Source organism: Sphingobium lactosutens (assembly GCF_013393185.1).
Lineage (GTDB): Bacteria > Pseudomonadota > Alphaproteobacteria > Sphingomonadales > Sphingomonadaceae > Sphingobium > Sphingobium lactosutens_A.
On record NZ_QJQX01000029.1, the window covers coordinates 1 to 21,247 of the forward strand.

General features: G+C 59.6%; 25 protein-coding genes. 5 read left to right on the forward strand and 20 right to left on the reverse strand.

All coding sequences use genetic code 11. From position 1 onward, the window contains the following. Window positions 1-79: 79 nt before the first annotated feature. A protein-coding gene (locus DM806_RS03270; protein ID WP_179041815.1) for an IS630 family transposase occupies window positions 80-1,037 on the forward strand; the annotation gives its coding sequence in 2 pieces (ribosomal slippage) (window positions 80-402 and window positions 401-1,037; 960 coding nt in all). 12 nt (window positions 1,038-1,049) lie between these two features. On the opposite strand, the gene DM806_RS03275 is transcribed toward DM806_RS03270, so the two are convergent. Together DM806_RS03275 and DM806_RS03280 are read right to left on the reverse strand one after the other, a co-directional pair. Then, window positions 1,050-1,280, reverse strand: coding sequence for a hypothetical protein (locus DM806_RS03275; RefSeq protein ID WP_256869080.1), 231 nt, complete (start codon window positions 1,278-1,280; stop codon window positions 1,050-1,052). Continuing rightward, window positions 1,277-1,912: a hypothetical protein gene (locus DM806_RS03280; RefSeq protein ID WP_179041816.1), complete on the reverse strand. Its 636-nt coding sequence runs from the start codon at window positions 1,910-1,912 to the stop codon at window positions 1,277-1,279. The genes DM806_RS03275 and DM806_RS03280 overlap by 4 nt, the downstream gene beginning before the upstream one ends. Before the next feature lie 134 nt (window positions 1,913-2,046). Here DM806_RS03280 and DM806_RS03285 point away from each other — a divergent pair, with 134 nt between their 5' ends. Next, complete coding sequence (locus DM806_RS03285; RefSeq protein ID WP_179041814.1) at window positions 2,047-2,235, forward strand: hypothetical protein; 189 nt, start codon at window positions 2,047-2,049, stop codon at window positions 2,233-2,235. A 44-nt stretch (window positions 2,236-2,279) separates the two neighbouring features. On the opposite strand, the gene DM806_RS03290 is transcribed toward DM806_RS03285, so the two are convergent. The 11 genes from DM806_RS03290 to DM806_RS03340 form a co-directional block, all read right to left on the reverse strand. Next, complete coding sequence (locus DM806_RS03290) at window positions 2,280-3,206, reverse strand: restriction endonuclease (protein ID WP_179041817.1); 927 nt, start codon at window positions 3,204-3,206, stop codon at window positions 2,280-2,282. 230 nt (window positions 3,207-3,436) lie between these two features. Next, entirely contained in the window at window positions 3,437-5,971 is a 2,535-nt protein-coding gene (locus DM806_RS03295; RefSeq protein ID WP_179041818.1) for a DEAD/DEAH box helicase family protein, read from the reverse strand. Next, the gene (locus DM806_RS03300; protein WP_179041819.1) at window positions 5,964-7,640 is read right to left on the reverse strand and encodes an Eco57I restriction-modification methylase domain-containing protein; all 1,677 of its coding nucleotides are present in this window, start codon (window positions 7,638-7,640) and stop codon (window positions 5,964-5,966) included. Before DM806_RS03300 ends, DM806_RS03295 begins: the two co-directional genes overlap by 8 nt. After that, on the reverse strand, window positions 7,637-8,290 hold the full coding sequence (locus tag DM806_RS03305; protein WP_179041820.1) for an N-6 DNA methylase: 654 nt from the start codon (window positions 8,288-8,290) through the stop codon (window positions 7,637-7,639). Before DM806_RS03305 ends, DM806_RS03300 begins: the two co-directional genes overlap by 4 nt. 6 nt (window positions 8,291-8,296) lie before the next feature. Beyond that, window positions 8,297-8,626 carry a HigA family addiction module antitoxin gene (locus tag DM806_RS03310; RefSeq protein ID WP_179041821.1) on the reverse strand — a complete coding sequence of 110 codons (330 nt, stop codon included), beginning with the start codon at window positions 8,624-8,626 and terminating at the stop codon, window positions 8,297-8,299. A gap of 9 nt (window positions 8,627-8,635) precedes the next feature. Next, window positions 8,636-8,926: a type II toxin-antitoxin system RelE/ParE family toxin gene (locus tag DM806_RS03315; protein WP_179041822.1), complete on the reverse strand. Its 291-nt coding sequence runs from the start codon at window positions 8,924-8,926 to the stop codon at window positions 8,636-8,638. 145 nt (window positions 8,927-9,071) lie between these two features. After that, on the reverse strand, window positions 9,072-9,569 hold the full coding sequence (locus DM806_RS03320) for a protein-tyrosine phosphatase family protein (protein ID WP_179041823.1): 498 nt from the start codon (window positions 9,567-9,569) through the stop codon (window positions 9,072-9,074). A 38-nt stretch (window positions 9,570-9,607) separates the two neighbouring features. After that, window positions 9,608-9,913 (reverse strand): 4-fold beta flower protein, encoded by a 306-nt coding sequence (locus tag DM806_RS03325; RefSeq protein WP_179041824.1) that lies wholly within the window; start codon window positions 9,911-9,913, stop codon window positions 9,608-9,610. Between the two features lie 21 nt (window positions 9,914-9,934). Further along, window positions 9,935-10,207 (reverse strand): DUF3892 domain-containing protein, encoded by a 273-nt coding sequence (locus DM806_RS03330; RefSeq protein ID WP_179041825.1) that lies wholly within the window; start codon window positions 10,205-10,207, stop codon window positions 9,935-9,937. Window positions 10,208-10,239: 32 nt separating this feature from the next. After that, window positions 10,240-10,428 (reverse strand): hypothetical protein, encoded by a 189-nt coding sequence (locus tag DM806_RS03335; RefSeq protein ID WP_179041826.1) that lies wholly within the window; start codon window positions 10,426-10,428, stop codon window positions 10,240-10,242. Between the two features lie 16 nt (window positions 10,429-10,444). After that, complete coding sequence (locus DM806_RS03340; protein ID WP_218647341.1) at window positions 10,445-10,735, reverse strand: hypothetical protein; 291 nt, start codon at window positions 10,733-10,735, stop codon at window positions 10,445-10,447. Window positions 10,736-10,864: 129 nt separating this feature from the next. Between DM806_RS03340 and DM806_RS03345 the strand changes: the two genes are divergently transcribed. The 3 genes from DM806_RS03345 to DM806_RS03355 are packed head-to-tail and all read left to right on the forward strand — an operon-like array spanning window position 10,865 to window position 13,139. Next, window positions 10,865-11,221, forward strand: coding sequence for a helix-turn-helix transcriptional regulator (locus DM806_RS03345; RefSeq protein ID WP_179041827.1), 357 nt, complete (start codon window positions 10,865-10,867; stop codon window positions 11,219-11,221). Further along, window positions 11,218-11,739 (forward strand): ImmA/IrrE family metallo-endopeptidase, encoded by a 522-nt coding sequence (locus DM806_RS03350; protein ID WP_179041828.1) that lies wholly within the window; start codon window positions 11,218-11,220, stop codon window positions 11,737-11,739. Before DM806_RS03345 ends, DM806_RS03350 begins: the two co-directional genes overlap by 4 nt. Before the next feature lie 17 nt (window positions 11,740-11,756). After that, the gene (locus DM806_RS03355) at window positions 11,757-13,139 is read left to right on the forward strand and encodes an exonuclease domain-containing protein (RefSeq protein ID WP_179041829.1); all 1,383 of its coding nucleotides are present in this window, start codon (window positions 11,757-11,759) and stop codon (window positions 13,137-13,139) included. A gap of 121 nt (window positions 13,140-13,260) precedes the next feature. On the opposite strand, the gene mobF is transcribed toward DM806_RS03355, so the two are convergent. The 7 genes from mobF to DM806_RS03390 form a co-directional block, all read right to left on the reverse strand. Then, complete coding sequence (gene mobF / locus DM806_RS03360; RefSeq protein ID WP_179041830.1) at window positions 13,261-16,023, reverse strand: MobF family relaxase; 2,763 nt, start codon at window positions 16,021-16,023, stop codon at window positions 13,261-13,263. Beyond that, window positions 16,023-17,858, reverse strand: a complete 1,836-nt coding sequence (locus DM806_RS03365) for a type IV secretion system DNA-binding domain-containing protein (protein WP_179041831.1) — start codon at window positions 17,856-17,858, stop codon at window positions 16,023-16,025. Before DM806_RS03365 ends, mobF begins: the two co-directional genes overlap by 1 nt. Further along, a complete protein-coding gene (locus DM806_RS03370; RefSeq protein WP_179041832.1) occupies window positions 17,855-18,226 on the reverse strand; it encodes a hypothetical protein in 372 nt (123 codons plus the stop codon). Before DM806_RS03370 ends, DM806_RS03365 begins: the two co-directional genes overlap by 4 nt. 207 nt (window positions 18,227-18,433) lie before the next feature. After that, the gene (locus tag DM806_RS03375) at window positions 18,434-18,988 is read right to left on the reverse strand and encodes a hypothetical protein (protein WP_218647342.1); all 555 of its coding nucleotides are present in this window, start codon (window positions 18,986-18,988) and stop codon (window positions 18,434-18,436) included. A gap of 112 nt (window positions 18,989-19,100) precedes the next feature. Then, on the reverse strand, window positions 19,101-19,274 hold the full coding sequence (locus DM806_RS03380; RefSeq protein WP_169576081.1) for a helix-turn-helix domain-containing protein: 174 nt from the start codon (window positions 19,272-19,274) through the stop codon (window positions 19,101-19,103). Between the two features lie 187 nt (window positions 19,275-19,461). Further along, on the reverse strand, window positions 19,462-20,355 hold the full coding sequence (locus DM806_RS03385) for a plasmid partitioning protein RepB C-terminal domain-containing protein (protein WP_179041833.1): 894 nt from the start codon (window positions 20,353-20,355) through the stop codon (window positions 19,462-19,464). Then, window positions 20,352-21,245, reverse strand: coding sequence for a plasmid partitioning protein RepB C-terminal domain-containing protein (locus DM806_RS03390; protein ID WP_372859237.1), 894 nt, complete (start codon window positions 21,243-21,245; stop codon window positions 20,352-20,354). Before DM806_RS03390 ends, DM806_RS03385 begins: the two co-directional genes overlap by 4 nt. Window positions 21,246-21,247 lie beyond the last annotated feature (2 nt).

Below are 21,247 nucleotides of genomic sequence, written 5' to 3' on the forward strand. Positions count from 1 at the left end.
TAGAGCATCGTGCCTGAAATAGGAATCTGGGGATTTTCAGAGGAGCGAGAATATGATTCACCGTTGATGGAGGTGGATCATGGGGAAAGCCTATTCAGCCGATCTTCGGGACCGGATTGCCGATCACATTGCAGCCGGGCAATCGCGTCGGTCAGCATCGCGTCATTTTGGGGTGAGCCCCAGTTGCGCTGTGAAGCTGGCGCAGCGGGTGGGGAGGACGGGATCATCGGCACCTGCCCGGCAAGGGCGTCCACCCGGTGATGGCAAGCTGGCACCGCATATGGCGGCCTTGATGACATGGGTCGATGCCGAGCCGGACATCACCATGCCCGAACTGTCGGCCAGACTTGTCGCGGCAACCGGCGTTCGGGCCCATCCTGCCTCATTGTCGCGTGCGCTGCTCAAGGCCGGCTACAGCTTCAAAAAAAACGCTGCTGGCCTCGGAGTGCGGACGCGATGATGTTGCCCAGGCGCGCAGGAACTGGCGCGTTTATCGGCAGTCCAGCTTGCGCAAGGCGCCGCATCGGCTGGTCTTCATCGACGAAACGGCAACCACGACGAAGATGACACGGCTGCGAGGACGGGCCCGCCGTGACCAGCGCCTCAAGGCGCGAGCGCCCTTTGGCCACTGGAAAACCCAGACCTTCATCGCGGCGCTGCGCTGTGATGGACTGACCGCGCCATGGGTCATCGACTGCCCCATGAACCGCACAACCTTCGAAACCTATGTCGAAACCCAACTCGCCCCGACCCTCAAGCCGGGCGATGTCGTCATCCTCGACAATCTCTCCAGCCACAAAAGTGAAAAAGCCAAGGCCATATTGAAGGCCCGGGGCGCATGGTTCCTCTTCACTCCACCATACAGCCCCGACCTCAACCCGATCGAAATGGCTTTCTCCAAACTCAAAGCCCATCTGCGCCGCACCGGCGCAAGGACCATCCATGCCCTATGGCAGGCCATCGGCAATATCTGCGACCTCTACACGCCTGACGAATGCTGGAACTTCCTCAAAGCCGCTGGATATGCGTCCGATTAAAGGCTCGATGCTCTAGTTGACGATTGCCAGCAGGCAGAACGCTTCTCCCGGCGCGACCTGTCCCCAATCCTTCTCGGCATGGGGGCCATGCAGGATCAGGGTCAGAATCCGACCTGCCCGATACTGCTGCGACAGCCTGCCTTTGGCTGTTTCCTCGAATGCCTCGAACAGGATAGTTGCGATGCGAAGAAGCTCCGCCCGGATCGGCACGGGCAGATGGTCGGCATCAGTGCGCAACATCATGACAGCGCCTCCCGCTGATGGCCCTTAATACCCTGCGGGCGCGGGTGGCCGGTTACGTCTGCCACGCGGTTCAGCAAGGCGCGCACAAGCGGACGGACCCGATCAGGTGTGAAGCCGCCGTCATCTATCGGCGGGTCGCCGATCAGATGCGGATAGCCCCATTTCCAATAGGGCGAGAGAATGACCGCGAGCCGCGCCATGTCGGGGCAATCATGGCCAAACCCGGTAGCGTTGGCGTAGGCCAGCGCCTTCGTAATGTCCTGCCGGATATGCGCCGCGTTCCAGTCGTCAGGAAAACCGATGTCCAGAAGATGCGCGCAAAGCACCAGCTTGGCGACGGCCCCCGCCTGATGTAGCGTCACGCGAACGTCTCGCGCAAAGAAACCCGCCTCGATTGGAGCGAAGGCGATTTCTGCGCTATCATAGCGGTCGCGGCTGCGTGCACGGCCTGTCTTGGTCCGAACAAGGGTGGCTGGTTCGTCCTCATAATGCCGGTGAAGCGATGCCAACACCTTTGCCCAGGGCGAGGCAATCGTCGATACGGTGACAGGCGCGACGATCAAGCCATGCAGCAATCCGCGTCTGGAAGAGACGATTTTCGAATCGCGCGGTGGGAAGTTGCATAAGTTCATCAGCCTTCCTTCCTTCAGCCATCCGGCACGCATCAGCCGCGCCGGAAAGTGTAACCGGCACCGCTTATAGCGCGAAAGGGAAGAAATATGCAATAAGCGGCACCGCTTATTATGCTTCAGGTTGAACGGGTGTCATGCGCGGCTACGACAAACATATGGGAAGACCGCCGCTCAACTTAAAATCGACCAATGTTCGTTTACCCGAAGGGTTAGGCGAACGAATTGACAAGCTAGTCGGGCGTCAGCGGCGTGCGGCTTTCATCAGAGACGTACTAGAACGCGAAGTCGAGCGGCTGGAAAGCGACAAAGGCAAGACAGGATAGAATGGCTGCCGAGTCGGCGCGGAGCTGTCAATGCGGTCGCTGTCTTACTCGTCGATGAAAAAGTCCTCGTCCAATCGCTTGACAGCGACAGTACGGCTAACGCGCACGCCGACGCCGTGCTCGACCATCAGTTCGGCCAATCGCTCTCCATCTATCAAGATCACCCGTTGTGGAAGATGGCGCGCATATTCAACCGCTGGCGAACTGAAGGTGGAGGTTGTGACGAATACCCCTTTGTTCGCACCAAGGCCGACAAGGCTGCCAACAAATCCTTGGATTTCTGGCCTTCCCACGCCGACGTGGGCCGCGTAGCGCTTCGCTTGGATGTAAATGCGATCCAATCCGAGACGGTCCTCGTCAATCACTCCGTCCACGCCGCCGTCGCCACTCTTGCCGAGTTGAAGCGCTGCCTGATCATGGCTGCCGCCGTACCCCATGGAAACTAATAGGTCGACGATAACGCGCTCGAAAAAGGCGGGGCTTTGGGCAAGGGTACGTTGCAAGAGATCAGCCTTGAGCGCGGCGTGAAGCACGCCGTAGGCTGCGTCAATCTGCTCCTCTGGCGTGATGTCGGACGCTGCGGCGGCCTTCGTTGCGGGCGCTTCGTCTGGGTTTGTACCGCTATTGCCGCTCTTGCTATAGAAGTCGAGAAATGCCGGATATGTTTTGAGTGTCTCAACGTTTATTTTGACAGGTTTATTTGAGAGGAGCGCCAATCCGGCTTCACTGGCCACGAATTTTCCACGGGTTGGGCTGTCAATCAGTCCGGCTTTGCTCAAGTAGAATTTAGCCCAGTGAATGCGGTTGTGAAAAATACGCTGCCGACCGCTAGGAAGAAGTTCTTCGCGTTCTGTGTCAGTAAGATGAAGTGCGTCCGCCAACTTGTCCGCAGCATGAGGTACGCGTGTTTCACCTTCTGCGGCGAGGCGGAGCACCGGTAGCATAAGCGTCTGGTAGTCAGGTATAGGCAAGTCGCGTTCCTCTTATTTTAGACAAGTACATCTAGCGTCTTGACCTACAACTGTACCCATGAACTGAGAGGGTTTGTCATCATATCGAATATCAAAAAGCGAACGATGGCGGACGGAGGAGCCGACTGCGACTGACGGAATCAGCTCTTCGCCCGCATAAGGTCCTATGGTTGAGATAAAACAGTAGAGCCTCTTTGGTCCTCGAAACAGGGAAAGGTCGCACCGCTGTTTCAATCTCTCGCTACGACCGTATCGTAAAGACCGTAGTGGGTTAGCCCCTCGTGGCTTTCAATTCCGGTGTAGCGAAGGGAAGCATCCTCATAGCGGCGGAACGCGAACACGGCCTCGTTCATCTTTTCGGTGTTGAACACTCTTAAGCTCACCAAGAGGTGGAAGTCCGCTACCGTCAAGCCGGTGACTGAAAGAAACAGGTCTGGCTCCAGCTTGGTTATGACATCCTGCAACTTATTTTCGCGAAAGTCCGTCAAATACATGAACGCTGGAATGCGCGTGGCGAACTTAATAAGCTTTTCTTGAACGAGTTTGCGTTTGGATTTGTATTCCTTTTCCTCGTCAGTTAGCTCTTTCTTCTCCTGCTCCGTAAGATCGCCGCCCTTGGCCTTATTCTTGAGGTCTTTTACTTTAGCACTCTTGTTTATAATGGTTTCTATAATGTTGTCGCCCAGCGCGCGCCAGCCCTCGATGCGTTCGACGGCGGCCATCGCTTCGGGATTGTCGAGAATGCGGCGCAATGTGTCGTTGTCCACATTGACCAGCATCGCGGATTCCCATTTGCGCGCCAGCAGCGTCGCCGAGGTTCCGGCCATCGCGATGTCGAGGATGCCGCCCGCGTCGATCTGGGTCATGTTGGCGCCATCATAGGCCAGCACCGGCAAGAAGGAGACAAGCTCACGCACCGCATTTTCCGGGTTCGCCTCGCCGGGCGAAAGGCCGATGCCATATTCGGACAACTGGCGCAGCGCGCGGGTTGGCGCGAAATCGAACACGAAGCAGACGGGTTTGAGAATTTCTTCCTCGTTCGGATTATCGCCGTTGGGATTCTTGATCGACCAAGGCGACTGCACCCGGAACGCGGCCTGAAAGTAAGTTTCCGGGGATTTGAGGTTACGAAGCATCAGGATCGACGACCATTGTGGCACTGTGACGCCGGTTGTCAGTTTGCCGCATGACAGCGTGATAGTCTTGCTATCGAAACCGCTGCCGACAGCCAGCCGAACGGGCGGCAAGGCATCTAGGCCGATCCCCGCCGATGTGCCCGCCGCCACGATCACCCTGTAATCGTGCCAGAACACATTGTGCTTCTCGGCTAGCAGGTTCGCCATCGCGTGACATGCGGCGACGTTGGGCAGGAACCAGAACGAATGTTGCAGATAGGGCAGCAGCCGCACATCAGAATAAGGAAATGGCGGTCGAGTGCCGGTTTTCAGGCTTTCAACGGCCTGCGGCGCATAGCCACCCCTAATAATGTCCAGCCATTTCTGCACATCGGTTTTGTGCTTGAACTCTGTCGCGTCACCTATGCCGGTGGCGGCGAAGAAGCCGTTGAGGTCAAATTCGTCAAACTCTCCGGCGCTGGCAATCGCCAGCAGTTCGTCGGGCATCTGATAGGTCAGGAGACGCATTTGGGGCAGTGCGCCGTAGGGATTGCGCTTATCGGAATTCTGCGCTGCAAACTCGGCCTTGGCTCGCTGTTCGTCGGTGTAGGTCCAGTTGAAAATCTGCTCCTCGATGAACTCGCCGGTAGCCAGCGCCTTGAAGGGGGTGCCCGACAAATAGAGATAGGCTCGTGTGGTGATCGGTAGAAACTCGACCTCGCTTACTGAAAGCACCTCCAAATCTTCGTTTACGGCATCAAGATCAGCTTCGAGTTTGGTGGCTGCCTTGACGACCGCCGGATCCTCGCCCTCGAAAAGCTCCTTCGCCGTCTCGCGCCATGCGCCGAAATGGTACTCGTCGAAAACCACTAGATCCCAGTTGATCGTGTGGAGCCATTCGTTCTGGGCTTTTATGTTACCTGCCTTGTCGCGCCCCAATAGGTCTTGAAACGAGCCGAAATAGACCACCGGCTTGTCGTCGTCGATCTGGCTGGGATCGCGCCCGGAATTGCGTGAGAGATATTGCCAGCCGTTGAAATCGACGTGTGATTCAAGATCGGTCTGCCAAGCATCCTCGACGGCGGGCTTGAAGGTCAGCACCAGCACCCGCTTGGCCCTGAGTTTCTTGGCGAGTTGGTAACTGGTGAACGTTTTGCCAAAACGCATCTTCGCGTTCCATAGGAAGCGCGGGACGGCATTAGCGTCCTGTTGCCAGCGGGAATGATAATAGGCGTAGGTTTGTTCCACCGCCTCGGCCTGCTCCTTGCGCGGCGGGAAATCCTCATGGTGCGTACCTGTGAATTGCTGGCCCGTGCGCAACTCGGCCAGCACGGTTTTTACGTCCGCAACCGTGCATTGCATCCATTCGAGTTGCGGGTTGGCAAAGCCCTTGTGTTTCAAGGCATCGCGGACGGCATGATCGGTAATGATGCCGCCATCGTCTCGTTGGGCACTTTCGTCTAACTCGATGGTGTAGTTGGTGATGGCGGCGGTTTTGAGCTGTTCAGCCACACGCTGCTTCACGTCGCGGGTCGTCTGCCCGACTTTGAGAAGGCCATTATGCGTATTGGCGGCGATGGCATAGGCATAGATGCGCGGACGCGCTTCGGGTTTCGGGGTGAGGATTTCCTCGATAGTGGGCTTATTCATCGATGGCGTTGTCCGGGGCCAGTTCGTCAACCCACGCATCTTGATGCACAGCGACTTGAGCCTCGATGAAGGCGATTTCTTCTGCTGTTAGCCCATACCTCTGATAGAGATTTTCGTCCGACCAGGGCTGATCGAGCGGCAAATCCGGTACAAAGGCGTAAACATCGCGCGTGGCGTGTTGCGTTACCTTGCGAAGGGATACCAGGAAGCGCACGAAGCGCGTTCGCAGATAGCCCGCGTAATTTCTTGCCGCCGCCTCGTTGTCGAAATGGCCCGCAACCAGATAGGTTTCCGTACAAGCGGTGCCTGGCTCGGCGATAATAGGCTTGCTGAGGAACTTGGTTTCGACGGCAGCGCTGGTTCCTTGCACGGCGGTCATCAGAACTTTCCATTCGTCAATCCACTGCGGATTGGTGGCGATTTGGGAGCGTTCAATCCAGCTAACTTTCTGTGAGCCGAACAGCTTTACCGCATCCTTGAGACCTGCCGCGCTGGGTTTGCCATGGAAAAAGGTACGAAAACCAAATGGCTTACCGCTGGATACGCGAGAATCGAGAGTCGGTTCACCCGCCGCCTTCACCTTTTCGAGAATAGGCACGGCTTCATTCCGCCGTACCAGAACATCGTAAGCGTTTAGGTGTCGAGCAACCGCTGGCCCAGTTGGCTGCCCATCCCAAATCGTCTGAAACTGGCATGGACCCTGATAGTCCCCATCCCACAGGAAATAGGAAATACCTCCCCGAATTTTTACACCCGGAAAAGCTTCATAGAGTTTGGGGTAATCTACGATGACCCGCAGGTGTTTGTCGGCCAGCATCTGTTCGCGGAACTTGTCTAAACCCTTGCCGCCAGTCATCCATCGCGATGGGGTGACAAAAATCGCATACTTCGGTTCCAGCGCCAGCGCCTGTTCCACGAACATCTGATAGATCGGCGCGGCGCTTGTACCGAAACCGCCGTCATCCAACTGATAGGGCGGATTGCCTATGATTACGTCGAACTGCATGTCGGCTCCAAACAACTCGCTGATGCGAGCCTTAACGTTGTTGGTATGGATGAACGCATAGGCATGAGTTTCAAAGCCCTCACCACGATCAAGCGCGTGTTGGCTAGCCCCGCAGAATTCGCACTTGCCGTCCTTGGCATCGCCACGTTTCTTTAACGTGTTGCCTGCCTCGTCTGTCACCTCGATCCATTTTCCGCCGCCCACCCAATTATGTTCGGTGCGCTGGAACCAGATGTTGCCGTCATCTCCCGCAAAGCCCTCTGCCACCGAATGTTCGCCATTGGCATGTTTCGAGCAATAGAGGCTCCGCCGCGCCAGTAAGCTGGTCAGCGTGGTGATGCCGATTCCAAACACCTGCCGGGTCAGAACGTGATTTACCCGCGTTTGTAGGACGGGGATTTCCGCTGCCAGTCCGGCGATCAGCCGCTTGGCGATCTCCCGGAGGAAAACGCCGGATTTGGCACAAGGATCAAGGAATGTGACCGTGCTATCGGCCCAGATGTTCGCGCCGCCGTTGCGCGCGGCCCAAGCCTCCGCCAGGGTGTCCAACATCCTGTTGGCAAACTCTGGCGGCGTGAACACCTCATCGTTAGAGAGATTGGCGATGCAGGTCAGAACATCGGGATTGCGCCCCCGTAACGTAAACCCCGCCTGTCCGTTCATACGGCTCCCCCCGTTTCGCCGGTGGCAAAGCCCGCCAAATCGCTCACCGTCATCGGCGGATGTGATGAGGTAGGCTTAAAAATTTCATGAACCTTTTGACCCGCGAAAAGCAGGCCTTCAGCAGTGAGGTCTGCCATGCCGGTTAGCACGTCCAGCCGGAAATCGCGGCGCTGGAACTTGCCCTTACCCAAATAGCCCCATTCCACCACGTTGATCGGTGCGCCCGCCGTGTCACGCATCGTCATCGCGTCCCCATGCACGAGATTAAGGGTCAAGACATAAGAAGCGGCGCGGTAAATCTCATCCGTCTCGGCCAGACCGAGATATTCGGCAAAAACCTCAAGCATATTCGCCCGGCATTCGGCGATGTTATCGGCCAGCAGTTCAATCCCGTAAGCACACATCACCGCCAGCAGGGCATAATGCCGCTTCTCGAAATCGGACTTACCGAATTTCAGCTCCACGGCGGCGAGCTTGCGTTGCAGGATCGGCACAAGGAAGTTACCGCTTCCGCAAGCGGGTTCGAGAAAACGTGCGTCAATTCGCTCCGTCTCGCCCTTTACGAGATCGAGCATTTTTTCCACGAGCCAGGGCGGAGTGAATACCTCCCCATGATCGGCGACGCGCTTTTTTGATTTGATGAGATTCATGTCTGGTCAGGCCGCAGCGTGCGGCTCGACTGGCTTGCCCTTGAACGGCGCAACCTTGATCTCCCCCTCGCGCTTGCGGGTCTGTGCGATGTCGTAGCTATTCTGCATACGCATGAGTGTGTCCATCGATACACCGAACGCCTTTTCGACGCGCAGCGCCATTTCCGGCGACAGGTGTGCGCGTTCGTTGAGCAAGGTCGATAGCGTCGCGCGCGTCACGCCCAACACGTCGGCCGCCGCAGTGACCGATAGGCCCAGCGGCTCAATGACCTCATACTTGATGAAGCCGCCGGGATGGGCCGGGTTCTTCAACCGGATGCCTGCAATCGCGGCCATAGACACCTCCTAGTGGTAATCCTCATAATCGAGGTCGATAATCTCGATCTCCTCGCGGTCGATCCGAAACGTCATCCGCCAGTTTTTGGTGACGAACAGACTCCACGTTCCCTTGCGGTCTCCGGTCAGCATGTGGGCCTTCCAGTTCGGGACGGTGCGAAGCTCGTCCGCCCGCTCCATGTCTTGAAGGAAAGAGACCATGCGCCGGACCTTGGCGGCAACGGCGGGTTGAATGCCGCTTTCATCGTCATCCTCAATGAATTGCCGCAATCCCTTGTGGACCACGTTCCTGATCTTCATGGTTTCTTCTACCCCGACAGACGTTCGGTGTCAAGTTACGCAATACGGGTGTGGGCAAAAACGGGCATGCGCACGTTGATGTAAGCCGTGTGCGCTCATTCAACTGTGTTCGGTTTGATGAAAGGAGCGAGGCTGCGTGCCTACTTCAGACTCGATTAGCGGGACGATAACGCTGCCAGTTGTTCCGCGTATAGTCGGCCATGCCTCGCGCTGGATTATAATGGGGATAGATTGACCGGAACGCATCAATTGCTGCGTCCATGTCCAAGCCGCTCAGCCGGTCGGTGAATTTAAGCAGATAGAGCAGGCCAATCGTCGGTGATCGGGATTGCCCCTGATTGCAGTGGAGCAGGATTCGATGACCGCCGATATTCTCATGAATTGCAGCCAGCGCTGCGTCGACGATGTCGGCAGGAATGTAATTGACGTCGGCAGCATCCACCAGATTCAGGATTAAGCGCCCCTCGCGTCGAGCCACCAGATATTCGGGATGATCCTTGGAGGCGGCTCGTCCAGCATAGCCCAATGCCTGCCGGTGATAGGGTTCCTTGCAGGCATGAATGAAAAACCAACCCGGTTGGCCGCGCACCTGTTGCTCATCGAATTCGCCGCCGACGAACAAATTTCCTTCAATTTCAATCATGCTCTTCGATCCATCGCTCGCGCACGCCTGCTTTCGATCTAACGGAAGGCCTCCGGCGCGGGGAAGTCCTCATATCCAGCGTACATTGCGTAGCCCGCATAGCTGGCATAGCACGCATAAGAACCCCGACGCCCGGAAACGCCAAAACCCGGCTTTCTCCATCCCGACTTCGAGCGATGCGTTATCAACCGGTTCTGGTTTCTCAGCTCGCCAAGGTAGCGGCCATCGCGGCCAAAGATCTCATTGCCATGAAAGCGACCGACATGGCACCCGTCATAGGTCCAAAGGTCGTCGCCATCGCGATAGCCAAAACAGGCGCCGCTCCAGGTCCATAGCCAGTCCATGCCACCTCCCGCCTCAGCGAACTACCCGTTCGAACATTCCGGGAGCGCCAAGAGATTGTCGTTCCACTTTCCATCCGCATAGGTGCGCAGGTACTTGCCATTCGCGCCGTTCACGACGCCGATCTCCGCGCGATTTCCGCCAACGAGCGTGAAGAACGTGTTGGTCTTGGCTTCGATGGAATTGATCACAGCCTGGCGCGTCCAGTGCCAGGTCGCGCCGCCCAGATGGGTGATGCCCTCGTGCGTATTGTTGCGCGGCTGCTTGTTGATGCAGGTAACCCTTACGTCTGCCATTCGAAAATCCCTTCGAAATGAAATGATGGAGATCAGGAATTCGGGCCATCCCGGCCATCGGGCTCTTTCGCCACGCCCTTGAAGGGCCTGCCGTCGTCCTTCACCGTCATGAAATGCCCCGTGCGCTCGTCGCGCTTCTGGTAATTGCCGTCGGGGCGCTGGAATTGGGTACGGCCAGTCACCGCCCCGCGACGAAAATTGTTGCCCGTATTCTTGGCCATAAAATCTCCTATCGGATCAGTTGAAGGTGTAGCGCTTCCACGGGATGGCGTGCTGCGGCACCCCGACGAGAAACTTCGAGATGTCGGGCCGACCGAAATAGGTGGCCTGCCCGCTGGCATCCTGGGACATCAGGACAATCGGCATCCCCGGGAAGTAGCGCCCAAAGCCTTGAATCGCTCGCGAGGCTTCGCCGCGATTGCTGGTCACGTGGCGCTTCACCACGACGACCGCAAAGGTCACGCCCTGTTCCCGGATCACTGCACCTTCCAACTGCATTTCCAATCCTTTCGCCTGCGACTCGATCAACCGCGTGCCGTGGCACCCATATCCCGAATCCTTTCGCGCATGTCAACCATGCCAACTTTGTGTTGTGCTTATCACAAACAATTGTTTGTGACGTTGACGAGCGAAGGATAGCCTGTCACACCGCTTCCCATGGAAGACATGGCAATCTACGCGCAGCTCGGGCGGGCAATGGCGGCCCGGCGCACGTCGCTCGGCCTTACTCAACAGGACATTGCCGACCGGATTGGCGTGTCCCGCGCGTCAATCGCCAACGTCGAGCGTGGCCGCCAGAAAGTGCTGTTGCACCAAGTCTACGCGATCGCGCGGGTGCTCGCCCTCAAATCGATCACGGACCTAGTGCCGGCCACGCTGCCGAAACCCGACACTCCGTCGTCGGTTTCCATGCTGAACATCGATCCGGATGGCTTTTCCGAAGTGCAATTGTCGGATTTGGAGAGATTGGTCCGCAGCGCCCTGGGCCCTGAAAAGGTCGAAGCGCCGCGATGACGACCTTCAAGCAACACGCCCGCGAAGAAGCACGCCGTATCCTGGCCGAATATGGTGACGTATCGATTCCCGTTCCCGTGGAAAAGATCATCAAGAAACGCGGGATACGGGTTCAATTTTCGCCGCTTGACCAGGAACTGTCCGGCATGGCGCTGATCAAGGACGGCGTCGGCATAGTGGGCGTCAATGCGCTGCATCATCCCAACCGGCAGAGGTTCACGATGGCGCACGAGCTTGGCCATCATGTCCTTCACCAGCATGAAATTGACGGCACCGCCCATGTCGACAAGGGCTTCGCCATCCTGCTCCGCGATACAGAAGCATCGCAGGGAACAAATCGAATGGAAATCGAAGCAAATACCTTCGCCTCGGAACTGCTGATGCCAACGAAGTTGCTCGCTCCCCTGATCGACACAAAAGGGTTCGATTTGGATGATGTTGAACAGTTGCAGACGATCGCCAAGCGCTTCAAGGTGAGCATGTCTGCGCTGCAATTCAGGTTGCTGGCCTTGAGCTGAGCGAGTGGGGGGCTCCTGTGGCATTCATCTTCTATGATACCGAGACCACCGGGACGGACACGCGCTTCGATCAGATTCTGCAATTCGCCGCGATAAAGACCGACGAAAATCTCGAAGAGATTGACCGGTTCGAGATCCGCTGCCGGTTGTTGCCGCATGTGATCATGTCGCCGGGGGCGATGCTCGTAACCGGCGTTTCTATCGAGCAGGCAACCGATCCAAGCCTGCCGACCCATTATGCGATGGTCAGGGCCATTCGCGCAAAAATGCTCGAATGGGCGCCCGCGATTTTTGTCGGCTACAACAGCCTGGCATTTGACGAGGAATTGCTGCGGCAGGCGCAGTATCAGACCCTGCACAACCCCTATCTGACGCAGCGCGAGGGGAATGCGCGCGCGGACGCGATGATGCTCGTCAAGGCGGTCGCCCAGTTCGAGCCCGAGTGCCTGGTCATTCCATCGAAGGCCAACGGTAGGCCGAACTTTAAGCTCGACCAACTCGCGCCGGCCAACGGTTTTGACCACAGCAATGCCCACGATGCGATGGCCGACGTCGAGGCCGTCATCCACATGTGCCGGATTATCGCCGACGGCGCGTCGGCCGAATGGTCGAACTTCATTCGCTTCTCGCAAAAGGCGGCGACCGAAGCCTTTCTCTTGGACGGTGATCCCGTCCTGCTCAGTGAATTCTACAGCTTTGGTGGGCAGAAACACTTTCCCATAATCTGCGTCGGCGTCGATCGCGAGCAATCCACAAAGCACCTGTGCTTCGACTTGAGCCATGATCCGGCGGCATTCGCGGCGATGCCCGATCATGCCTTGATGGCTTGCATCACCGATAGGCCCAAGCCTCTTCGCAAGGTCAAGATCAACGCGGCGCCAACGTTGCGGTCGATCGACGACGCACCGGCCTGGTCGCTTGGTGGCCTGTCGGAAGCGGAAATCGCGCATCGAGCGGCTGCCGTGCTTGCCGACGCCTCCTTCGTCGCCCGCCTCCTCGAGGCCTACGAAAGCTCGAAGATTCAGTATGACGAGCCGGAGCATGTCGAGCAGATGATCTATGGCGCTTTTGCCTCGACGCCTGACGAACGGCTCATGGACCGGTTTCATGCCGCGCCCTGGCCGGATCGACATCTCTTGCTTTCACAATTCACCGAAAGCCGCTTCGCGCTGCTTGGCGCGCGGATCATCTACGCCGAAAGCCCGGCCCTGCTGCCGCCCGAACTGCAAGAATCCGTCCGCGCCCATGTTCGCGAACGCCTTCTATTTGAAGGCGACTGCAAATGGGGGACCATCGCGAAGGCGTTGGCCGAATGCGACGAGCACGAACTGAACGCGACACCAAATCAGGCCGAAATGCTGAGCCAATACCGGTCACTGCTGCAAACGCTGGCTATATAGAAGGGGGATTGCGAGCTTCCCAGTGCGCCTCTGAGGTCCGCTTACGTTTAATTGCGCTCGTTCCGGTCAATTTCGGTGACGACACATCGGTGGCTGCGCGAGCGGCAGCGCCCATCCATCCTCAGCTTAGTCCCGCCCCCACAGCTTTTCCGGCTGCTGGCGTCGATATGGCTACTTGCGCGGTGGCGGTCTGAACCTGACCGGCACGCTCATTGATCGCGGATACCAGCTTGCCGCGATTATTGGTGAAAATCGCAACGGATTCCTTCGCTCGGGAAATCCCGACATAGAATGACTTTTGGTTGATAAGGTTGGTGGCGCGACTGTCGGCATGGATCATGACATGATCGGCGGTGCGGCCTTGGGCGGCAAAAGCGGTTTCGACATAAGAATGGGCAATATGTCGGTCGCGGGCAGCGTCGAGGTTCAGCGTTTCGGTCCTGCCATGTGTGGTCTGGATCGTGGCGGTGCGGTTAAGTTCGTCCACGGCGACCACTTCGCCCCGCCCGCCGTTGATCCGGCCTGCTTGCCGATCATTGCGGGTGAATCGAATACTGTCGCCGGTTTTCAGGTCCAGCGGTTGCGGCGTGAACGTCTGCACCTTGCCTGCCCCCCATTGCCGCAACCGCCAATCCACCTCGCGCCCATCCTCCGATTTGAGCGCAATGGCGGCTTTGGCCGGGTCGATGCTCTCCACCCTGTAGGCTGCGCCGCGCGTCACGCCCTTGTCGGCATAGTCGCGCGTGAAGCGGACCACATCGCCCTTGTCGTAGCTCAGGGGATCGCGCGCTTCGGCACGGGTCAGCCCTTTGTTGGCGAGACTCTGCACGGTGACGGCGGGGCCGGTCAGTGCCCCCGATCTGGAAAGCGCGGCGCGAATGTCGGCGGTCAGCGCGTCGCGACCTTCGCGCGACGGCTCGATAACAAGGGTGCGGGCACGGCTGGCCTTATCCAGCGCCGCATACCGCTCGGCAATGGCGACGAAGCGTTCGGCGCGGTCGGCATCCTCGACAATCTGGCCGCCGCCATTATCCAGTGCGGCGAGAGCCTTCTTCGCATCGCCCTCGATGGACGCCAGCACGGCCTCCTTGGTGGATTCATTGGCCTGCCGCACGATCTCGGCCAGCTTGGCGGTTTCCATGCCCGCGCCCTGCAACTGCGCGAACGCCGCGCCCGCCTCGACCGCTCCCAACTGCTTCACATCGCCGACAAGGATGACGCGGGCATCATGCTTGTCGGCCAGGTCGAACAGCCGGGCGGTATCGCGGGCGGATAATAAAGAAGCCTCGTCCACGATCCACGCGGCGGGCTGGCCGGGTTGGGACCGCTCCGGTGACAACAGATGCCGTGCGACGGTATCGCCGCGCGTGCCCAGTGCCTCGCCCAACACCATCGCCGCCGATGCGGTGGGAGCCAATGCCGTCAACGCCACTCCGCGCGCCTCGGCTTCATGGGCAAAGGTCGCCAAGACGGTCGTGGTCTTGGCGGTGCCCGCGTAACCCTGCAAAGCGGTAATCCGGTTGCGGCTGGTCAATAGCTGCTCGGTGGCGGCGCGCTGATCCGCGTTCCAACCGAAACCTGCCCGTTCCGCCTGTGCCGATGCGGCAGCGATGGCCTTGGCGGCAGCAAGCTCTGACGCGATGGGCACGAACACGCCGCGCCCTTCCGCCTCGATCCGCAGCATCTTGGATTCGGTTTCGACATTCTGGCGGGTGGTGAACCCCGCAAACTCCGCGCCGCGCCGATCCTGAAAGCTCCGGTCGATCAACTCGCCCTGTTTCGTCGCCGCCTCTATAGCGGTCCCGATTTGCGCATAACCGATCTTGCCCAGCCCGATCCGTCCAGCTTCCTCCTGCAAGGCGGCGGCGGAAAACACCGATTGCCGTTCGCCCAGCTTGTCGGCGGCTTGGGCAACGGCGCGAGCGGCGGCTCCGTCGCCCTGCATTTCTATATCGGCGCGACGGGAAGGGTCGGCGGCTTTGCCCTCGGCCTGTTCGATCATCGCCAGACGCGCCTCTGGTTCAAACCCGGCCTTGCTCGCCGTCTCGCGCCAGTCTGCCACAAGGGAGGCATGATCGGTCGCGACCTTGGCTTGCCGGGTGTCGAGCGTGGCGACCTGTTTCTCAACGGCGCTGGCCGTATCGCGGGACGCGCCGCGTTCCGCCAATGCCGTCTCGATCTCGGCGCTGCGGGTGCTGAACGCGGTCATCACCTCGGCGGAAACGCCTTTTATCTCGAACAGCGAGTCCTTGCCCGTTTCGATCTCATAGCCCAGTTCGCGCACCTTCAAGGCCAGTTCCTGCCGGTAGATCGCACCGATCTGCTTTTGGAGCTGGTAGATGGCGCGCGGCTCAAGGCTGCGCCAAACGCTATCCTCGTCCCGCGTCGCGTTCATGATGACATTGTGCGTATGAAGCTGCGGGTCTTGGGCGCGGCTGGTGCCGTGTTGGAAACTGGCGATCACAAGATTGTTGGTAGCCTCGCGGGTGACGGTGCCGCCGTCTCGGACGCGAGTGGCGGCCATATGTTTCTCGACATGGGCCATTGCGGTTCTGACTGCTTCGCCATGCGCGGCGATCAACCGCCGATCGCCCGCCACCTCGGCCATGATGGAAATTGACTTGGGCGCGCTCAATGTCACGTCCCAGCCGGGGCGATGCTCAAGCTGGCCGTTGCGAAAGGTGCCAAGCTGTTGCTCGCTGATCCTGCCATCCAGCAAGGCGCGGAACTGGTCGCGGTCCACCTCGCCGGACAGGCCCAACGCCTCCGCGCCCGCGCCGTGCCATTCGGAGGGCGAAAGCCCGCCTTCCGAATAATAATCGTCGGCCTCATAATAGCTGCTGGCCTGCGCCGAACTGGTCAGCGCCGATACTGACGCCACCATCACACCGGCCCTTCGCTGGCGGGTGATAGCGGGGGCGGCGGCGGCGCGGGCGCGACGGCTTCCGGCCGCTTCCAGAGCGTGGTGTCGGGATCGCCCGCAATGAATCCAGGTTGGCGGGGTTCGCCGCGCCGCGCGACATGATCGGCGGTGAGCCTGATCCGTGCCACCGGCAAGCCATCCGGGAATAGTAGGAAGCCCTCGAACTTGGGCAGGCGCAATTCGCTTTCCAGCACGGCGGGCCGCATCTTGCGCATCCGTCCCAAGGTGGTGCGGGCTTCGTCATCGCCCTCGGCCAGCGCGTCGGTCATGGTCTGGATTTCGACCTCGCACTCGCCGATGGTCTGGCTCGCCCATTGCCGGGTTTCGCTATCGATGGTTTGCAGGAACAGCTTGGTATTGCAGCATCCCAGCATGGATTCGGCGATCTGCGGCCCATAGCGATGCCGCATTTGGCCCAGCGCCTGAAAGGTCAGCACCACGGCGGCCCCGAATTTGCGTCCTTCGGGCAGGAGCCGCGCCAGATTATCGACGCGGGGCAGGTCGGCCAGCTCGTCCAGCACGAACCAGATGCGCCGGTCGGGGGAGGGGGGAAGCCCCAGCACGGCGCTGGCCGCGCATTCCAGCCAGCAGGCGAGCAAAGGTTTCGACGCCTCGAAATAATCCTCCTTGCGGGGGACGAAAATCCACGGGCGCGCCCCGGTGCGCTTATCCAGCCCGTGAATGAAGTCCCGGAAGGCGAAAGGTTCGTCGCCGCTGCCATCCGCGCGGAGGAACTGGATCAGGTTCGCGGCCTTGGCGAGCATGAACAACACGCTGCCCGTTGCCCGGTCGGCATCCTCGGCGAAGGTCCGCGCTGACGAACTGCCCGCCAGCCAGATTTTGAGGTCGTCTTTCGTCCGGTCCTGAAGCGCGTCCAACAGGTCCGGCAAGGTGCCTTTGCCTTCCCGCCACAAGGCGCGGATCATATTGGCGACAAGGATGCGGCTGGTTTCCAGCCACACGTCGCGGTCACTCTGACCCGTCTCGGTGATAAGCTGATGCGCGATGCGGTCGGCGTCGGCGGGATGGGCGATCTCGGCGAAGGGCGACCAGAAGGCGCATCGGGCGTCGAAGGGGTTGAGGATCACGTCGCCGCGTTCGGGACGGTAGTAATGCGCAATGAACTCGCCGCTGGTGTCGTAAACCAAGGCAGCTTCGCCGCGTGCCTCGATCCCGTCGAGCAACTGACGCAGCGCGGTGGTCTTGCCGCTGCCGGTCGTGCCAATCATCGACAAGTGCCGGGTTTCCAGCCTCGACGGGATCGGCACCGTGCCGATGGCGAGCGCGCGGGAATCTGCTTCGGCGCCGGTCATCTTGGCAAGCTGCTTCTCGGTCGTGACCAAGGTTCCGGCGATGACGCGATCCCGCAAGGCGCGTTCATGCCGCCGTCGGACGGCTCCGCGAAACAGAAACAGGCAGGACAGCCAAGCGACGAAGCCGAGTCCGCCGCCGCGCTTGGCATCAGCATAGGCCATCTCAACCGACTGTCGGCAATAGGGATGCGCGATCACGGCGCGGGCGGACCGACCGGGATAGGTCTGTCCGCCAATGCGGACGCTTACCTCGGCATCGGCGAACGTGCCCGAAGCTAGCCACAGCTTTGCCCTCGCCACGGACCAGGCGGAAAGGGCATCCAGCCTGTCCTGATCCAGCGTCGCATAAGGCGCGGCGACCGCGCCCAGGGCAACTGATGATAGCATGATACCGGCCTGCCGCTTGAAGCGGGACCATTGGTTGCCGCGATATTGCCGCCGCAAGGCGTCTGCGTGGATACGGCGATCATGGGGTTGTGTCATGGCCGCTTCTCCTGCGAGAGTCGGCGCTGGCGGTCATAGGCGGCGTTGATCTCGGCGGTGATGACCTCATCGCTCTTGCGCGCACCTGTCGCCGCGCTGCGGGCGTAGCAATAGGCGGCGCAGGCGGTGAACAGGGCCCGGTCCAGCATCCGCTCGACATCGACCATACGGGTGCTGACTGATGCCAGTTCGGCGACCATTTCACTATTGCCAGTGTCGCGGGTTGGCGGGCTTATCTGTGTCGCTATCCCGGCTTTGACGCTACGCTGGAGCATCGCATAGGCGCTGATGCCCTGCCGTTCGGCTAGCGTCCGAAGGGTCTTGTCGAGCGCCACGGGCAGGCGGAGGGTGTGACGGACCAGCTTCATAGCCCGCCTCCAACGCGACAGCGATCCGCTGTCTCGGAAAGTGGCGGAAATCCGCGCTTTGCAGACCGACGAGAAACGGCGCTGTCGGATCGCTGTCCCGAAAAATGGCGAAAAAGCTGGATGCACCCGTGCGTGAGGTGTGTATCTGAATTGCTGGCTCGATGCGTAGCATCGTAGCCCAACAAAATTGCCTCATGGGCGACCGGCTCAGACATGGTCCGGCCCTTTCCGGCTATAGGATGGCTGCACCGGTTCCGACTCTCCGAACTGTTCCGTCACCCATAGGGCGATTACCTCGCGGGCCGCCCGGTCAGCGTTGCGCCGGTCGATCTCCCGGTGGGGGCGGGGCTGGTCGTAAAGGCCATGCTCGACGATCCAGTCACGAATGGCCCGCTCGACAGCTTCCTGCACCCGTCTGTCGAGCCGGTCGGCTTCGACGGGATCGAGATGCGCGGTCACGCCGGGAGACTCGATCAATCCGCCAAGCGGAAGATAGCTCGTGCCCGCCTTCTGCAACGGGCCGTCGATACGCACGGTCGAAACCTCGCCCCGGTGGGCATAGAGCGACGGACGCTCGTTCAAATGCCAATGTGCGATGGAGCAACGATAGGTCTCGCCGTCCTCGCCTTCGGCAAGCAGCTTCTTGATGAGCGGCAAGGCGATGCAGGCGGTGCGATAGTCGGCGGTGAAGCGCAGAGTGACCTTGCGGCCCGTCCAGAGGGAATCGGCAAGCCGATCCAAGGTGCGATGGAAAATGAGCATGGGATATCCTTTCGTGAAATCACGATGGCGGGTGTTCATTGGGGTTGAGGGGAAGCGCAGGCGCGAAGCGGCACGCCCACCAATCAGGCTGGACTTGTCGAGCGGCAGTAAATCAGGCGACGGGTCGTGATTGCGCCAAGCGCCTGATGGACTCGGTCGTCAGCAAGGTTCGCCTGCCGATCTTGATGGCGTCCAGGCCACCAGATTTGATCAGGACGTAAACCGATGACCGCCCGACGCCGAGCGCCTTGCAGGTGTCATTGATGGAAATGGCGAGAGGTTCCATGTGCGTCTCCGTGTTTGCCGATTCGCGGCGAGAGACGGTTCAGTTTGCACACGTTCGCCTGTGCGTCGTCCAGCAATGGGAAAGCCGTGGAAAACTGCCGATGACGCGCGCTTACGAAAATGGATGTCGTCGTCCGAAAATCTTTAGGCCGTAGCCAAAAATTGGACGTCTTGCTTAGTTGAACCGGTTATGCAGCATCGCGCATCTGGACGATCCGCTGAAACTCCGACAGCAGTTCGGGGTGGTGACGGGCAAGATGGTGGACAACGCGCACATTGTCGATCAGGCGACAGAGATACCCGGTAGCCAGAACAAGGTCGAGATGATCGCTGCCGTAGCTCTGTTCGATCATACGGAACTCGCGGTCGATGTTGGTCGCCTCGCGCTCCATGTGGTCCAGCTGCTCGTCACTTAAGCCACGAACGGCTTTGCGCTTCTCGCTGACAAGCTGGTGCTGCGGCGTCGCCGCCACGAGAGATTTGGCATAGGGCCATGAATAGCGATTCATTGCGATCATGGCCTCGGCGGCCTCGATCTGGCGCATGGGGCGCAGCTTTTTGAGTTCACTGAACGTATTGATTGGCACCATACGATCTTGAAGTAGCTTCACCACCTCCTCGCAAATGCCCTCGAGCAAGCGACGCTTGTTGCGGATGCTGGATATGTTGACGTTAAGCGCACGCGCCAACCGCTCCTCTGACACACCCTTTTCGAGCGCCTTCAGGATCATCTTGTGTTCCTGAACGATCGCCATCCGGCTGATGCGCTTGTTGTAAGTGATGGCTTCGTCGTCTGTCGCGACAAGGCAGACAACATCCTTGTCGCCGCGCTCGGCGAGGATGTCGATACGGATATGCCCATCCAGTAAGCGATAACGTTCCGCCTCGCCCGCGATCCTGACCACCACCGGCGGCTCGATTATGCCGACCTCGCGGATGGAGGCTGCGATCTGTCCGTATTTGACGGATCGCTTGATGGCCGGTGTAACCGCCCGCAACAATTCGATGTCGGCGAGCGGGATACGCAGACTGGTTTGCTCAAAGGCAAGTTTGATTTTGCGGTTGCGATTCCTACCTGTCATTGGGGCGCGATCCTGACATTTTGAATCCGTTCGGCGAGACGACTGGGCATTAAGGCCAGGCTCTCATCTTCCAGCAGTGCGACGAAGGTTTCGTCATTGGAGAGCTGGCCAAGCGCCTCGACGATGAACACCAGCCGATTGCGAGTCGCCTCGGTCCTGCGGATCATCATCCGCTTGCGCTCCGTGTCCTCTTGAAAGGCTTTGACCAAGCCTTCGGGTGTCGCCGCGCTGTCCTTATTGACGAGACGATTGAGCTTAGCGGCTTTGCCCGACCGCTTGCGGACCTCCACCAAACGGCGCGCTGCGATCAGCGCGCGCCCGCGCAAAAGCTTGTCCTCATAGGCTTTATGCAAGGCGGCCTGTACGCCCTGATCGTCGGCTTCACAAATCTCGAGGGCGACGGAAATAGGCAGATAGCCCGCCTCCACGGCGGCGACGAGCCGCCGCTCGCCGCGTTCCAACAGCCTGCCGACGCTGTAGACGTAGTTGACCGACAAGCCGATGCGCTCGGCGATTTCCGAATCGGAGTATCCGCGCTCGCGCATACCGACGATATCCTGCAACAGGTCCACGGCCTGATGCTGGCGGCGGGCGCAGTTTTCTACCAGGCTGGCAACCAGACAGTCCTCGGTATCGGCGCTGACGATGAGCGCGGGCACCTCGGTCTGACCAAGTTCACGGAAAGCCTCAAGCCGCCCTTGGCCGCAGACAAGATCGTAAAGCGGGCCGTCCGCACCTTGCCGCGAGGTGACGGTGATCGGTCGTTTGAGGCCGATTTCCGCGATGTTCTCGACGATGCCTTTGAACACCTTTTTGCTGCGCAGGCGCGGGTTGACGATGGTGATCCGGTCGATTGGGATCATCTCGACGCGCTGAGCGGGGAGCGCCACGG